Source organism: Burkholderia sp. 4NA327C6 (assembly GCF_005502655.1).
GTDB lineage: Bacteria > Pseudomonadota > Gammaproteobacteria > Burkholderiales > Burkholderiaceae > Burkholderia > Burkholderia contaminans.
Genome location: NZ_SCNZ01000042.1, coordinates 35,255 through 50,829, shown reverse-complemented (window position 1 = coordinate 50,829; position 15,575 = coordinate 35,255). Strand labels below are relative to the sequence as shown.

The 15,575-nt window shown below is 62.5% G+C and carries 15 protein-coding genes; 6 read left to right on the top strand and 9 right to left on the bottom strand.

The features are described 5' to 3' along the window. Nucleotides 1–70: 70 nt before the first annotated feature. Nucleotides 71–772, bottom strand: coding sequence for a potassium-transporting ATPase subunit KdpC (kdpC, locus tag FFS49_RS31550; protein ID WP_171026865.1), 702 nt, complete (start codon nt 770–772; stop codon nt 71–73). A 10-nt stretch (nt 773–782) separates the two neighbouring features. After that, complete coding sequence (gene kdpA, locus FFS49_RS31545; protein ID WP_105817174.1) at nt 783–2,486, bottom strand: potassium-transporting ATPase subunit KdpA; 1,704 nt, start codon at nt 2,484–2,486, stop codon at nt 783–785. Between kdpA and FFS49_RS42730 the strand changes: the two genes are divergently transcribed. From FFS49_RS42730 to hutC, 4 genes are all read left to right on the top strand, one after another. Next, nucleotides 2,466–2,888 carry a hypothetical protein gene (locus tag FFS49_RS42730; RefSeq protein ID WP_232357114.1) on the top strand — a complete coding sequence of 141 codons (423 nt, stop codon included), beginning with the start codon at nt 2,466–2,468 and terminating at the stop codon, nt 2,886–2,888. The genes kdpA and FFS49_RS42730 overlap by 21 nt on opposite strands. A gap of 154 nt (nt 2,889–3,042) precedes the next feature. After that, nucleotides 3,043–3,357 carry a hypothetical protein gene (locus FFS49_RS31535; protein ID WP_083417632.1) on the top strand — a complete coding sequence of 105 codons (315 nt, stop codon included), beginning with the start codon at nt 3,043–3,045 and terminating at the stop codon, nt 3,355–3,357. 179 nt (nt 3,358–3,536) lie between these two features. Continuing rightward, nucleotides 3,537–4,664 (top strand): porin, encoded by a 1,128-nt coding sequence (locus tag FFS49_RS31530; RefSeq protein ID WP_105817175.1) that lies wholly within the window; start codon nt 3,537–3,539, stop codon nt 4,662–4,664. Nucleotides 4,665–4,846: 182 nt separating this feature from the next. Further along, complete coding sequence (hutC, locus tag FFS49_RS31525; protein ID WP_039349239.1) at nt 4,847–5,542, top strand: histidine utilization repressor; 696 nt, start codon at nt 4,847–4,849, stop codon at nt 5,540–5,542. A 15-nt stretch (nt 5,543–5,557) separates the two neighbouring features. Here the strand turns inward: hutC and FFS49_RS31520 are convergent, their stop codons facing one another. Beyond that, complete coding sequence (locus FFS49_RS31520; RefSeq protein WP_105817176.1) at nt 5,558–6,799, bottom strand: glycosyltransferase; 1,242 nt, start codon at nt 6,797–6,799, stop codon at nt 5,558–5,560. 94 nt (nt 6,800–6,893) lie between these two features. On the opposite strand from FFS49_RS31520, the gene FFS49_RS31515 reads away from it, so the two are divergent. Both FFS49_RS31515 and FFS49_RS31510 read left to right on the top strand, forming a co-directional pair. Then, nucleotides 6,894–7,514, top strand: coding sequence for a TetR/AcrR family transcriptional regulator (locus FFS49_RS31515; RefSeq protein WP_105817177.1), 621 nt, complete (start codon nt 6,894–6,896; stop codon nt 7,512–7,514). A gap of 308 nt (nt 7,515–7,822) precedes the next feature. Beyond that, entirely contained in the window at nt 7,823–8,176 is a 354-nt protein-coding gene (locus FFS49_RS31510; RefSeq protein ID WP_059665741.1) for a hypothetical protein, read from the top strand. A gap of 106 nt (nt 8,177–8,282) precedes the next feature. Here the strand turns inward: FFS49_RS31510 and FFS49_RS31505 are convergent, their stop codons facing one another. From FFS49_RS31505 to FFS49_RS31480, 6 genes are all read right to left on the bottom strand, one after another. Next, on the bottom strand, nt 8,283–9,254 hold the full coding sequence (locus FFS49_RS31505) for a sialidase family protein (protein WP_105817178.1): 972 nt from the start codon (nt 9,252–9,254) through the stop codon (nt 8,283–8,285). Next, complete coding sequence (locus FFS49_RS31500; protein WP_124468644.1) at nt 9,241–9,843, bottom strand: hypothetical protein; 603 nt, start codon at nt 9,841–9,843, stop codon at nt 9,241–9,243. The genes FFS49_RS31505 and FFS49_RS31500 overlap by 14 nt, the downstream gene beginning before the upstream one ends. A 72-nt stretch (nt 9,844–9,915) precedes the next feature. Next, nucleotides 9,916–10,818 (bottom strand): hypothetical protein, encoded by a 903-nt coding sequence (locus FFS49_RS31495; protein WP_105817179.1) that lies wholly within the window; start codon nt 10,816–10,818, stop codon nt 9,916–9,918. After that, entirely contained in the window at nt 10,815–11,375 is a 561-nt protein-coding gene (locus FFS49_RS31490) for an NlpC/P60 family protein (RefSeq protein WP_046549398.1), read from the bottom strand. Before FFS49_RS31490 ends, FFS49_RS31495 begins: the two co-directional genes overlap by 4 nt. After that, the gene (locus FFS49_RS31485; protein WP_137910149.1) at nt 11,375–14,269 is read right to left on the bottom strand and encodes a type VI secretion system Vgr family protein; all 2,895 of its coding nucleotides are present in this window, start codon (nt 14,267–14,269) and stop codon (nt 11,375–11,377) included. Before FFS49_RS31485 ends, FFS49_RS31490 begins: the two co-directional genes overlap by 1 nt. 442 nt (nt 14,270–14,711) lie before the next feature. Beyond that, complete coding sequence (locus tag FFS49_RS31480; protein WP_105817181.1) at nt 14,712–15,557, bottom strand: alpha/beta hydrolase; 846 nt, start codon at nt 15,555–15,557, stop codon at nt 14,712–14,714. Between the last annotated feature and the right edge of the window lie 18 nt (nt 15,558–15,575).

The window sequence follows — 15,575 nt, the reverse complement described above, 5'->3', positions numbered from 1 at the left end:
CCGCCGGCCGGCATCGCCACTGGATTGATCGGGGTTTCGATATGGGACATGAGTGACTCCGTGGTTCCTGCTATTGCTTCGCGCCGGCCGCGTGACCGAATGCGCGGTCCAGCGCGAGGTTCAGGTCGAGCACGCGCACGCGCGGTTCGCCGAGCACGCCGAGCTGGCGCGGCAGGGCGATCCGGTCGACGAGCGCCGCAACCTGCGCGGCATCGACGCCGCGCGCGTGCGCAACCCGCGCCGCCTGCAGCCGCGCGTTCGCGACCGAGATCTCGGGATCGAGCCCCGACGCCGATGCGGTTACCGCATCCGCCGGCACCGGCGTGCCGGCGGCGAGCGCGTTCTCTTGCCGGTAGGCGCGCACCCGCTGTGCGATGTCGGCAAGCAGCTTCTTGCTGGTGGCGCCCTGGTTGCTCGCGCCGCTGCCGGCTGCGTTATACGGCTGGTCGACCGTCTTCGACGGATCGGCCGGATCGGTGCCGACCGTCGCGCTCGGCCGCCCGTGGAAGTAGCCGGCACGCGTGAAGTTCTGCCCGATCACGGCCGAGCCGACCGTCGTGCCGTTGCGCTGCACGAGACTGCCGCGCGCCTGCGACGGGAACAGCACGTTCGCGACGCCCGTGGTGAGCAGCGGATACGCGACACCCGTGACGAGCATGAACAGCACCGACGACGCGATCACGGGCCGCACGAGGCCGCGCGTCGCCGCGCCGAACGAAGAACCGGGTGCCGGCGCGGCGGCGGCCGCTGCCTGGCGATTGCCTTGCATCATGTTGTTTTCCTCAGAACAGTTGGCCGCCCGACATCATCAGGTGCTCGACGACCGGGCCGAGCGCGAGCGCCGGCAGGAACGTGAGGCCACCGACGACCAGGATCACGAAGACCAGCAGGCCGGCGAACAGGGCCGTCGACGTCGACAGCGTGCCCGCGCTTTCCGGCACGCGCTTCTTCGCGGCGAGGCTGCCCGCGACCGCGAGCATCGGCAGCAGCGTCAGGTAGCGGCCGATCAGCATCGCGAAGCCGATCGTCGTGTTGAAGAACGGCGTGTTCGCGTTCAGGCCCGCGAACGCGGAGCCGTTGTTGGCCGTGCCCGACGTGTACGCGTACAGCACTTCGCTGAAGCCGTGCGGGCCAAGGTTCGCGAGGCTGTCCATCGTCGAATGCAGCATCGACGCGACCGCGGTGAAGCCGAGGATGCTGAACGGATGCGCGAGCACCGCGAGCATCACGAGCTTCATCTCGCGCGCCTCGATCTTCTTGCCGAGGAATTCCGGCGTGCGCCCGATCATCATCCCGACCAGGAACACCGTGAGGATCGCGAACGTGAACAGGTTGATCAGCCCGACGCCGTCGCCGCCGAACACGTTGTTCAGCATCATCTGCGCGATCGGCACGAGCCCGCCGAGCGGTGTCAGCGAGTCATGCATCGCGTCGACCGACCCGGTGGTCGCGGCCGTCGTGACGGTGGCGAACAGGCTCGTCTGCGCGATGCCGAAGCGCATCTCCTTGCCTTCCATGTTGCCGCCCGGCTGCGTGGCGCTCGGTTGCTGGTCGACGCCGAGCCCGGCCACGAGCGGATTGCCGTGCTGCTCGGCCGAATGGATCACGGCCAGGAAGCCGACGAACATCACGACGAACGCGGCGAGGATCACCCAGCCCTGGCGGCGCCGGCCGATCATCGTGCCGAGCGCATAGGTGAGCGCGGACGGAATCAGCAGCATCGACAGCATGTGCAGCGTGTTGGTGAGCGGCGTCGGGTTTTCGAACGGATGCGCGGCGTTCATGCTGAAGAAGCCGCCGCCGTTCGTGCCGATGTGCTTGATCGATTCGAGGCTGGCCACGGGCCCCATCACGATCTGCTGGCGCGCGCCTTCGAGCGTGGTCGCCCATGCGTCGGACGCGAGCGTCTGCGGCATGCCCTGCCACACGTACACGAGCGCCATCACGAAGCTGAGCGGCAGCAGCACGCGATAGGTCACGCGCGTGAAGTCGACCCAGTAGTTGCCGATGTCCGCCGCGCTCTTGCGGCTCAGCCCGCGGATGAAGCCGCCCGCGGCCGCGACGCCGGTCGCCGCGCTGGCCACCATCAGGAACGTGATGACGGCCATCTGCGAGAAGTTCGACAGGCTGCTTTCGCCCGCATACGCCTGCCAGTTCGTGTTCGTGATGAACGACGCGGCGGTGTTGAACGCGAGGTCGGGGCTTTGCGACGCGCGCCGCAGCGCATCGAACGGCAGCGTGTCCTGGATGCGCAGCAGCAGGTAGCCGAGCAGCATCATCCCGGCATTGCTGAGCAGCAGCACCATCCCGTAGCGCTGCCACGACATCGCTTCGTCGGGGTTCACGCCGAGCAGCGCATAGGTACGGCGTTCGACCCACGCGTGGCGCGGGCTCGTAAAGGCGTGCGCGAGCCATTTCCCGACGACAGGCACCAGCGCCAGCATGATCGCGAGAACGATCGCGAATTGAATGAGATTGTTGAACATGTCGACGCTCGCTCAGATCCGGTCAAGGCCGGTGATGAAACCCGCCGTCAAGGCAAAGAACGCGAGCGTGAACAGAATGAAAAGCAGATCGCTCATGACATCCACCGATATTTTCGAATTCCTGTTGAATCGCGCCGATCAATACCGCTCGGGTTTGATCAACGCATGAAACAGATAGATAAAGAGCGCGAGCGACAACGCGCCGGTGATCCACAACATGGCTTTCCCCTTTTCTCTGTATGCGCGGCAACGCCGCGCGATCGTCGGCGCATCGGGCCTTGCGGTGTCGGCGCGGGCCCGTGTGACGCCCCCATGCTCAGTTGGCGAATGGGATGCGACAGTGTAGAAATCCGCGTATCAAAGCGGTGTTCAATTTCCTTACGCGGAATAAAAAAGCTGTAAAGACGAAAGCCGGTGGCGATGGCATTTTTATGCGTTCTTTTCAGGGCCAATACGAGTCTATACACCGTATCTTCACTGCAATTCCTAGAATGGGCGGCATGTCCAAGACGAGATCTCCGCAGTGCGGAGCACGATGCGACCCGGGGATGCCAGCATGAAACCGACCAGAACCGAATCCGCCGCTTCACGCGATCTCCCGCCCGTTCGTGCACGGCGCCGGCACCCTGCCGACGAGCTCGTGCTGCTGTCGATCCGCGTCGAATCGGACAACCTCGCCGTCGTGCGGCGCCTGCTGCACCAGGCGGTCGGGGCCGCGCTCAACTTCTACACGGCCGCGATCGACAACCGCACCGGGCGCGCGTGTATCGAGCTCGAAGTCGCACGGTCGCAGGCATCGCCCGCGATCCTGTCGATCCTCCGCCTGTTGCCGGCCGCCGAATTCGGCGCGATCCGCCTGCTGCAGCACTAGCCGGCATCCGATGCGGCCGCGCGTGACACGTGTCACGCGCCCGCTCCCCTTTCATCGATTCGAACGCGCGTCTGCGGTGCGAACGCGTGCGGTTCGTCACGAGCCGCGCCCGTACGCCACCGGTGCGCGCGCCGGATCGTCGTTCCCGTCGCCACGGGCCTTTCCAGGAAGCACTCACGATGAAAAAAGCAGTCGCCGGTACCCTCTCCCTCGCATTCCTCAGCGCCGCCGCGCATGCGCAAAGCAGCGTCACGCTCTACGGGATGCTCGATGCGGGTATCGCCTATACGAACAACCAGTCGGGTAAAAGCGCATGGCAGCAAGGCAGCGGCCTGCTGTCGAATACGGTCTTCGGCCTGAGCGGCAACGAGGATCTCGGCGGCGGCCTGCATGCGCTGTTCCGCCTCGAGAACGGCTTCAACCTGAACAACGGCACGCAGTCCTACAAGAACACGATGTTCGGCCGCCGCGCGTACGTCGGCCTGCAGAGCGACCGGTACGGCGCGCTGACGCTCGGCCGCCAGTACGATGCCGTGGTCGATTATCTCGGCCCGCTCGCGATGGCGAACAACGGCGACGGCAACAACCTCGCGTCGCATCCGTTCGACAACGACAACCTCGACGATTCGTTCTACATCGACAACGCGGTGAAATACACGAGCCCGACGCTTGCCGGCTGGCAGTTCGGCGGCCTGTACGGGTTCAGCAACGCGGCCGGCGGCTTCGCGAACAACCGCGCGTACAGCGCGGGCGTGTCGTACGCGAACGGGCCGGTCAGCCTCGGCGCCGCGTACCTGCAGCTCAACCGCGGCGGGCTGACGGCCGGCGGTGCGCTGTCGACCAACGACGGCCCGAACTTCCCGGCCGTGCGCCAGCGGGTGATGGGCGCGGGCGGCAGCTACGCGTTCGACCGGCTGACGGTCGGCGCGCTGTGGACACATTCGATGTTCGACGAAACGGCCGCGTCGTCGCTGCCCGGCGCGCTGAATGCGCTGCGCTTCGACAACTTCGAGGTCAATGCGCGCTATGCGCTGACGCCGGCCGTCTCGTTCGCAGGCGCCTATACGTTCACCGACGGCCGCTACGACGATGCAACCGGCAGCCATCGGCCGAAATGGCATCAGGTGACGCTGATGGCCGACTACGCGCTGAGCAAGCGCACCGACGTGTACGCGGAAACCGTCTACCAGCACCAGTTCGGCGTGCCGGCGGGTGCGACGCTCGGCTTTGCGAACGTCACGGGGCTCGCGGCCTCGTCGACCAACACGCAGGTGGTCGCAACGGTCGGCATCCGGCATCGGTTCTGACCGATCGCCAGCCGCCCACGGCCGGCCGCTCTGTGCAATCCCGCATGGACGCGCGCCGGCCGAACAGGGATCATTCGGGGAATCCGGGCCCGCGCGCCTGCGAAACCGGTACACTCGGCGCCGGGCGCGCGCCGGATCGGCATTCGGCGGCGGGCCGCTGCCGACTCTGGAATCGTGATCCCATGACCACACCGATCTATCAGGAAATCAAGGACTTCATCCTCGCGCGCATTCATGCCGGCGAATGGGCGGAAGGCGACCAGGTGCCGTCGGAGAACGAGCTCGCGCGCGAATTCAACGTCGCGCGGATGACCGTCAACCGCGCGCTGCGCGAGCTGACGGCCGAACAGGTGCTCACGCGCACGCGCGGCTCCGGCACGTACGTCGCGTCACCGAAGTACGAATCGACGCTCGTCGCGATCCGCAGCATCTCGGACGAAGTCGCCGCGCGCGGCCACGGCTACCGCGCACAGGTGCTGCAGGTGGGCGCGGCCGTCGCCGATGCGAAGCTCGCCGACGAGCTGCAGATCGACACGGGCAGCCCGATCTTCCATTCGCGCGTGCTGCACTTCGAGAACGACACGCCCGTGCAGCTCGAGGAACGCTGGGTCAATCCGGCCTGCGCGCCCGAGTATGCGTTACAGGACTTCACGACCACGACGCCGAACCAGTACCTGACGCGCGTCGCGCCGCTGCAGCGCGTCGAATACCGGATCGAGGCCGCGATGCCCGACACCGAAACGCGCCGCCACCTGACGATGGACGACCGCGAGCCGTGCCTGCTGCTGCATCGGCGCACGTGGTCGCAGGGGATGGTCGCGTCGGTCGCCAACCTGTGGCACCCGGGCAGCCGCTACCGGTTCACCGGGCATTTCTGACGTGGATGCGCGGGCTTACCGCGCGCCCGGTCGCCCCCATCGCTCGATCGCGCTGACGGCCCGCTTCAACCCTTCCTCTTGCGCGATGCGCGCGCCGAGTTCGATCGCGCGCGCCTGCGTTTCGGCCCGTTCGGCAAAGGCGATGGCCCGTGCAAGTGCAGCGGCGTCCACGCGTCGCCCCGCTACCGGCGCATCCGCGACGCCGAGCCGTTGCAGCCGGTCCGCCCAGAAGAACTGATCGCCCGCAAACGGCACGCCGACCGACGGAATGCCGGCGCGAGCCGCCGAATGCGTGGTGCCCGATCCGCCGTGATGGATCGCCATCGATACGCGCGGGAACAGCCGGTCATGCGGCGTATCGCCGATCACGTGAACGTTCTTCGGCAACATCGACGCATCGATACCGCTCCAGCCCGGATAGAACAACGCGCGCCGGCCGGCGAGCGCTTGAGTGAGCGCGGCGACCATCGCGGCACGGTCGAAACCGGCCATGCTGCCGAAGCCGATGTAGACGGGGCGATCGCCCGCTTCGAGAAATACCTGGAGTTCGGACGGTGGCGCCCAGGCGCTCGCATCGATCCGCCACTGGCCGCATGCCTGCACATTCGACGGCCAGTCGCCCGGGTCGGACAGCAGCGCCGGCGACACGCCGTACAGCATCGGATGATCGGTCCACACATGCTTGCGCGGCGACAACCCGCACACGCTCGAGCGCGCCGCATTCGTCGCCTTCTTGAACGCCTGCCACAACAGCGCGTTCACGAACCGGTGGCTCGCACGGTTCAGCCAGCGCGGCACCTTCCCCGGCGGCAGGAACGGCGACGCGAATTCAGCAGTGGGCGTGATCGGGATCATGCCGGCGCCGATCGCCGGCACGCCGCGATACTCGGCGACCGACAAACCGACGAACGACGCGAGCCCCGACACGAGGATCGCGTCGCAGCCTTCCGACGCATCCGCGATTTCGCGCATCCATGCTGCCGTGTTCGCATTGGCAATCGCCGCGAGCGCCTTCGACGTGTCGTTGAAGCCGCCGCGCCCGCGCACCGCATCGGCCAATGCGCCGTCCGGCGCAATTGCCCGCCGGATATCGCCGGACAACGACGCCGACGGTACGCCAAGCATCGCGGCCGACCCGAGCGTCGCCGCATCGGCCAGCAGCCGGACCTCGTGGCCGGCGTCGATCAGCGCACGGCCAAGCGCAGCGAGCGGGCGCGTGTCGCCTTCGGTGCCGTAGGTGGCGATGACGAGTTTCATGCGTGGCTCCTCGTGCCCAACGGCAATGGGTGGATCCAAAAAAATGCACGTCGTATACTAATGCAACTCGTACACTTTCAGTCAACCCCCCGCCATGACGATGCCGACCGACGATCCGGGCCGCCGCGCACGCAAACGCATCCAGATGCTCGCGCATCTCGCCGCCACCGGTGCACGCCTGTTCGACGCGCACGGCTATGAAGCCGTCACGATGGAACAGATCGCCGCGCAAGCCGATGTCGCGAAGCGCACGCTGTACAACCACTTTGCAACGAAGGAAGCCGTGCTCGCGCACTGGCTGGAGGGTGAGCTCGCACGCGATCTCGCGCATCTGCAGCATGACGTCGCGCGGCGCAAGACCTTCGCGTCGCGCATCGGCTGCGTGCTCGATGCGTCGGCTGCGTGGTGCGAGCAGCATCCCGCTTACCTGCTCGCGTATCTGCGCCATCGCTTCCTGAGCATCGGCGCGGTCGAATCGGCAAGCGGCGGAGAGAATGGCAGCGATATCGCGCTCGTGTGGCAGCAACTGATCGCGGCCGGGCAGCAATCCGGCGAACTGAACGCCACGCTGCGGGCCGACCAGCTCGCGACGTGGTTCCATCACCTGTATCTCGCGGCGATGCTGCGCTGGCTGACCGTGTCGGGGTTATCGCTGAAACGGGAGTTCCAGGCGGTGGCGAAGCTGTTCGTCGAAGGCGCTCAAGCGAAAGGCTGAGCGGCGCCGGCAAGCGATGGCCGGTGGCCGGTCGGGCGCTCGCCGGGTGCAAGCGCCCGGGCACGGCCGCAAGGCGCGAGCGCCACTGAGGCGGCCGGCGCCGCGCATCCGGCGAATACGGTGCGATAAAGGCATCGCGCGGCGCAGATGCATTTTTACGACGAACGCACGCATCGCATGCCAAATTTCCCGCGCAGCAGTATGCTGATGTCGTACGGCCGCGCACGACGCTTCGGGTAATCCCTTCGTTTGCACGTTGTCGCGCCGCCGTCGCGACCGCAATCATGCGTTGCAAGGAGGGATTCGTGATGGCCACCACGCATCAGCATTTCCACCTCGAGCTACGGCACGCCACCGCGCCGACCTATTTCATCAGCTACCTGTTTCCCGCGTTGCTGTTCGTGTACGAACTGCTGCGCGTCGGCCAATGGATCCGCGATCACGGGATGCAATTCGCCGCGTTCAAGCAGATGGGTTACGAGTATCTGCTGATGCTGCTGTTCGTCGGGCTGCAGATCGTCGTCGAGGCGATCTTCCTGCTCGGCGCCGCGATGCGCCGCGACAATCGCGACTTCGAGCACCGGCTGCCGAACGTGATTCTCGGCATCGGTCTCTCGATCGCGCTGCTGGCGATCGATCTCGCGATCCAGCTCGCGTTCTGAATGCCCGTTGCCCGCTCGGGGGCTCAGGCGCCCGAGCGGTGCAGGAGCTCGCAGACCGCGGCGAGCACGTCGACCGTCCGCCCGCATCGTCGCTCGATGACTTGTGTCAGCGAGTCTTGGACTCGTTCATGACAGGCTTGCTTCTAGAACGCATTTGCCCTTCCAGCCAGTATGGCGGGATACGGGACATCAAGCCGCTCTGCCACGTGAGCGGCGTCCATGTCTTGCCACCATCCTCCGAATACACGATCTCGGGATTGTCCTTGTCCGCCATATGCGCATAATTGGCTGCGAGCCAGACATGGTTCGGATCGGCAACGTACGCACTGACAACCTGGGAAATCGTATCGGGCAATTGGGTCGTGGCCCACGTGATGCCATCATCGGAGCGGATCAACGTTCCCTCGGTCGTGCCCGTTATCCACCAATGTCCGTTCGGTGTCCAGCCGAGTTCAAACAGATAATCCGGGTTGCCGAGATCGGTCGATTTTACGGCGCATGTCTCGGGCGAAATACTGACGGCCAGATAACGGGTATCGCCGGCCTGATTGCCGCCCAACGTTACCAGGCCGACCAGCGGCCCGTCCGCATCAACGAAGCGGACGACACCGCGCAGAAACTCGCTGGCACTTCCGTCTGCCGGATCAAGGCCCAGTTTCCTGACATCGACTTCGCACTCGTGCCCACCACGCCGGACCTTCACCGAATGACGAACATCGTCAGCAGACACGGTGTAATGAGCGCCGAGGACGATGGCTCGTCGATCTGCGTCGGTTTTTACCACACGACCATTGGCGCTATCGACGACCCTGTTGCCGATGTAGAAGCGCCCCTGCGTGTCGGCGCTCACCAATGGCCAATAGAAACCCGCCGTATCGGTCACGGCGATTTGCCTGTCATCAGCCAAGACGAACCGCAGGTACTCCGAGTACTTCTGGAAAATCGTCAGCCGACCGATCTCCAGCTTGTGTACCGGATTGTCTGCGCCTGAATTCGCCGCATCAGCGACGCTTGCCGCGCCCCCGAATGCAAACAAGGCTGCAGCGAGCGTAGTCTTGATCCATTTAGCGCACTGCATCGGATTCTTCCTTACCCAATTCCGAAAGCCAAAACTTTGAGTTGCCGATAATCGTGCCACTATGACGCGACGAGCGGGATCTGAAGTTATCGTATATATATTTCGAGTTCGGCCCACCTGCAATGAAAGCCTTCACTGCGTCGATCGATTCCTGCAAGTCAGAACACTCGCTCTTTCCCAACGCCTTATACTTCGGATTTCCAGAATTAATGAATTTCGGCCTCGGCTTCGGCTGCAACGAGTCAAATTGACCAGCAGCATTGCAAACCATGGAAAACGTCTTGGCAATGTAATCGTTTCTTGGATATCCCTTTCGATTCAATCTGAAATAGAAGACGTTCAACAGAGCCTCTTTCTCGATCCGGCGATCGCTTTCATCGGGCAGTATCCCTGCTCCGCTCGACTCCGCATACAACACACGGGCCAGGTAATTAAGATCTGCCCCAGAGAACGTCAGATTTGCCGTACGCGGAGGACTGTTGGCGATCTTGAACGTTTCTTGCTCATCGATCCATTGGGGTTGACAAATATTGACCTCAACGCCTGCCGAATCATTTTTAGGGGTGACCTTTCCTTGTGCCTGGGCCATTGCCTGTTTCTCCTGATGCACTTGCAGAACTGTAAGCCGTTCGTCGTACGATTTTTTGATTTGCAGCGATAGTTAGCGGGCCGGACTCGAAATAACCAGAATCGATAAATTCGCATCCGAATCGTCGATCCGGCCTGTTGCAGGAAGCGACGCACCGTCGCGCGGGGTCAAGCCGCACGTGAGCGACAACAACGGTCGTCCGCCCATCCAGTCGGGGCTTGGCTGCGACAGGCTCACTTTGACCGGTGCCCTGTTCATGAAGGAAACGGGCACCACGTATCGCTGAACCAGAATCTGTCCGGATCCCGCATCCATCGCTTGCAGCCTTTGTGTCACTTGCGCGACGTCGCCGCAGTGCTGCTCGACGAGACGGGAAAAACGCGCGCTCGTCACCTCATCGAGACTGAACTGCGGCAGCGCCTGATAGCGGATGGTCAATACGCCCGTCGAATCAGCCGGCACCGGAACGACCCAGGAGTACGACACGAAACCTTCCCAATCGCGGCCATCGCTCAGTTTCATTCCCAACTGAGGTTTGATTCGAGCAACTTTCGCGAGATCGCTCTCTTCACTCGGAAGCGGATCCAGGCCTGCCGCCCTTACCTCACCGGTCACGTCCTTGCCGAGAAAAAACGCGCGCCGCCCGGTGACGAGCGGAATCGCTTTTCCGTCGAAGGTCACCTTCAAATCGGAAAAGCTTTTGTCATAATTCTCCTCGCCAGCGCCAAGACGGTGAAACAGTGGTGTGTATGCGTAATACCCCCTCTTCACCAAAGCATGCGTTTCATTACTCAATCGCGCGGAAACGGTGACTGTTTTCCCATCCAGCGACACCTCGACGTCAGATGGCCGGGCGTTGCCCTGTATCCCGCCGATCGTCAGCGGCACCGCATCTTCGAACTCGAAGGCCTGTGTGCATGTGGCCGCCATCGTCATAACCGCCCCGATCAAAAATCGCTTCGCACTCTTCATCATTTGCAATCGTCGGCAGACGGTAGGATGTAGTATCGATACACCGTGTACGGATCGCTCCGAAATACCTCGATGTTGTACGGCCCGTATGGGTGGTGAGTCCGGCCATTGAACGCAGTGTACATGTTGTTGTACTTTTTCTGCCCGCGCTTGTACAGGTTTCCGTCATATTTCGGGCTGTCGGGCGTAAACGGCGCATAGATTGCCATATGGCCATCCCAGAGCAACACGTCTCCCGCCTGCAACTTCTGTTTCGCCGGATCAATTTTACGAAAGCGATTCGTGGTTCGCGCAAAAGCCGCAAATGACGCAGTCGTCTGATATGGATAGGGAAACCCGGCCTCCACATAAATCTTGTTCGTCGACCCCGAACAGTCTCCGAGAACGGACTTTTCCGACGCAGCGCCAACCATGCGATATGGCGTACCTTCCCATGTGGCCGCCACGTTCACGACCTTCCAACCTTCATCTTCGGTGATGAATCTGCCAGCCGTGCAATCCTTGCCCGCTGTGATAGTCGTATCACTCGTCGCGGATGAGCTCAATGTAACTGGATCCATTAGTTCACTCCGGTATCTGCGGGATAGTCATCATGATTGCCGGGCCTGTAGAGCAAATCCACTTTTACGATCTTCTCGCTGGTAAACAATGAAGTTTTGCCTTCGTCATCGGTCATGCCCTCGATGAGGCGACCGTCCTCCGCACGTATCTGATAGGGCATGTTCGCGATCGGCTCGCCAAAAGCATCTCGCACGACGAAATGCTCGTCGTAGACGTCATCCACGATTTCAAAGTGGACGGGCTGTCCGACGTAGCCTTCCACGACTTGCGTTTTTCCGCTCGCATCGGTCGTGCCTTCGATTACGTCATCGCCGATCGACATTCGGTATTTCTGATTCGGGACGGGCTTGCCGTCATGCGATCGAAGCACAAAGTGTTGGTCGCCGGATTCCTGCTTTGTTATCGGCATGACGGGCAGGGGCACCGTTGCGCTTGCTGCGCCAGTCTTTTCCCACGACGCACACTTCTCCAGGATCTGCCCGGGCGTGCCGTTTTCGATCCCGCTACCGCTGATCTTGATGTATGAGCCGCCCGCTCCGACCCAGATCTCCTTTTCAGCTGACAGCACTACTCTTCCATTGCTGCTTGTGATCGTGACGTCCTTGAGGGCAGCGAGTGCCATGGCATTTCCCTGCGCCTGGAGTTCCACCTTCCCGTGGGCCGCAAACAGCTTCATGCCAGCGTTCTGAACAAAGATACTGAGCTTTTCACCGATGGTCGCAAGCAGGGATTTGCCGGCCACAACGTGCGTACTCTCGCCGCTGACGAGGTTAACGTGCTGATCTGCTGCAACTTGCGTTGACTGTTGAGTGGACAACGCAATGCCCGCCGGGCTCGCCATCAGCAATATCGGCTTCGAGAATCCATTTGCATTGCCCATTCCGCCACCCGCAGTTCGACCGCCCGCCGAAGTGCCGGCGGTATTCTGCTCCATCGCAGCACTGAAGGCCTTGAGCGCACCATACCCCTCTTTCGTGCCTTCCGCGCGAGCCTGGACACTGGCATCCGATAAAGTCTCCATCAAACTCTCGGCGTTCACGAGTTGTCCTCGCGATTCGCCTGCATCCAATGCCTGGCTGCTCATTTCCTTCGAGTGCGTGCTCACGTAAAGCCCACGATTCGCTCGCACAGCACCGTAATGGTCCGTCTTCAAGTCAAAGCCGCTGCCGAGATACGAGCCGCGCATATTGCCGCTCTGCTCAACCAGGTACCCGAGATGCAACAGGCTGTTGCCGGTGCTGCTCATCAGCCGAACGCGGTTTTGTCCAGTAGCGTCGTCCAACGCTAGTTCGTTAAAGCCGGCCCCGGCGTATTCCTTAGTCCGGTAACCCGACAGAATGCCGTTGCTGTGCCACTGAGGCCGGACGGCGCCATTGAATACGCGATGCAAGACAATTGGGCGATCACAGTCCCCCCCGACATGCCCTACGATGACCTCTTCGCCGACACGCGGAACGTGAATACCGCCGTAACCTCCGCCCGTATCCGATTGCGCAACGCGCACCCAGCAAGAGGCCTTCTCGTCGCCAGGGTTGAGACGATCCCAAATGAACTGGATCTTGATCCGGTTGAGCGCATCCGTATAAACCTCTTCGCCCTTTGGTCCAACCACCATCGCCGTCTCCAGATGCATCACCGGCTTCGTGTGCTCAAACGGACTGCGGTACGGGACCGTGACACGCTGCGCTTCGACCTGTACCAGGAAGAAACCTTCGCTGCCGTCGGAATGGCGAATCGTGAGCGACGCGTCGCCCGAGTAGCCGGCCATGGCTTCATCGACCCGCCCCTTCAGGCTATGCGGAAAGTTCTTTTCTTGTCCGGAAAGCGGCAGATTATTCTCGATATACCGGGAAACCTTGATCGCAACGAATTCCCGGTGGCTCTCCGAATCGCTGTCGTGCTCGGGGTGATTCTCCAGACGGAAACGAAGCCCGGCATCAATGCCACGGACACCGCCCGCGCCATGGAAGCGCTTTGCGCGCGATTCCCATTCTTCAAGATGGATTTGGGTCAAATGATCGCCACGATCCTGATCCGAATAGGTGTACGCGCCCGTGTACGAATAGATCTCGAGCTGGCTGGGCAAGTCCCCTTGATCCAGCCGCGACGGCAACGACGTGCCTTTCGGGCTGAACGACGACGCGGGGGCCTTGTAGTCGAATGTTCGGGTCGTGTAGGTCACGCTTTGCAGCGTGCGCGATCCGGACCACTGGGTGAACGCGTTGGCTTCGCTATTCGCGCCTGAGCGGTAGAACCGCACGGTCTCCGGCGACATCTTGTCCAGATTGTGGATATCGTCGACGATCACGAACGTATGCGACTTGCCGTCGTTCGCCTGTCGCCAGAAGCCGTACAACCCCTCGGACTCCAGCAGCCGATGCACGAAATTCCAGTCCGTTTCGCTTTGCCGGCAATATGAGCGCGATGGCAGCGGCTTGGACAACATGAACTGGAATTGCCCTTGCGCCTGAGGATGCGCGTTGAACACATCCGTGACGATCTCGTCGACCGGTTTGTCCTGCCAATGCCGCATATCGCTGCGGAACTTCAGGAAATGCATCCACGACGCAAAACTAACCTGATAGGCAGTCAAGCCGCCATCGGCGCCCAATCGGCGGCCCGTGTGGATATAGCCGTTGATCGGCAGATAAGATTTGTCCTCTTGCTGAATCCACAACGTCATCTGTTGTGCGATAAGCGTCTTCAGTTCGATGTCGCCAGCCGTTGATACCATGTCAAGCTCGACGGCGAAATCCCGGCCTAATTCGACATGGGTAACCGCCCTGCGGGGTAATAACGTATTGCTGGGTAGACTCGGAATTTCAGATTTCAGCAGCCGGTCTTGCTGAATCAGGCCGCCGCGAATGGCCTGTGCCAGTTCGATCATGTTCATGCGTCACTCGTTCGACATTCTTATTGGATACGCCCGCGCCCATGCCCGCACTTTGCTGCGAACAAATGGTTCCCCGACGTCACGTGCCGCCGCAGAACCACCCCGGAAAGACTGGGAATTTACTACATGTTGATTCTTAAAGAAACGTTCGAGCGACATCTCCGGCCCATTTTCATTGGAGATTTAGCCCTAACTGCTCACAGCAAGGTAAAAACACCATCCGCTCAATATCGATTCAGAAAAAATACCGACACAGCGCGGTCACATACTCAACTCGGCGTCCGTGAGGTCGCCATTTCTTGTTTCAACCCGATGGTTGTCGTCTCATGCAGTCCCCCTCGTCGGTCTCGCGCGGGCCAATATACGCTGCGCAGGCGCGAACGATTCCTCTGTTTTCAGGCGAGGACGGCGGATCACCAGCTCATCGCACGCCATCCTGCGCTCACACCCCATGCCGCGTCAGGAAATCCTTCACCGTGTCGAGCACGTCGTCCGTTCGCTCGCGGTGCGGCATGTGCCCGCACTGGCCGAGCAGCAGATACGACGACGGCCCCGCGACGCGCGCGGCGATCCGCTTCGGATGCACGTCGGACCCGTATTCGTCGTCTTCGCCGTGAATCGCGAGCGTCGCGCATTGCACGCGCGGCAAGTCGTCGTCGAGATTCCAGTCGCGAAACGCCGGCGACAGCCACGTGTCGACCCACGCGCGCAGCACCCATTCGGCCTTGTCGCCGTGATAGCGCGCGAGCCGGTCGAGCTGGCCCGGTTCGTCGAACTGCTGCCCTGCGTCGCGGATGCCGGCCAGCGTACGATCCTCGACGAACGCCTGCGCGGCGATCGTCACGAGCGCACGGCAACGCGCCGGATGCGCGGCCGCACACCCGACCGCCATCCCGCCGCCGACGCTGTGCCCGAGCGCGACGAACGCGTCGACATCGAGTTGTTCGAGCAGTGCCGCGAACGCATGATCGGCCTCGTCGCGCACGAACGTCGTGCCGAGTGCCCCCGGATGGCGATCGGAACGGCCGAAGCCGAGGCGATCGTAGGCGATCACGTCGCGCTGCGTGGCGCGCGCGAGTTGCGCGGGGAAGTCGCGCCACAGGTCGACGCAGCCGAGCGAATCGTGCAGCAGCACGATCGGTGCGGCCGGCTCAGGTGCGACCGGCTCAGGTACATTCGCCTTCGACGCCCCCGCCGCGTGTTGCGCCAAGCCACCGCGCCAGCGTTTCGCAAAGAGGCGCCCTTGCGGCGTCTCGACGGTAGTCTCCTCGATCGGGATATCGGTCATGTGTGTGTCGTCTGCATG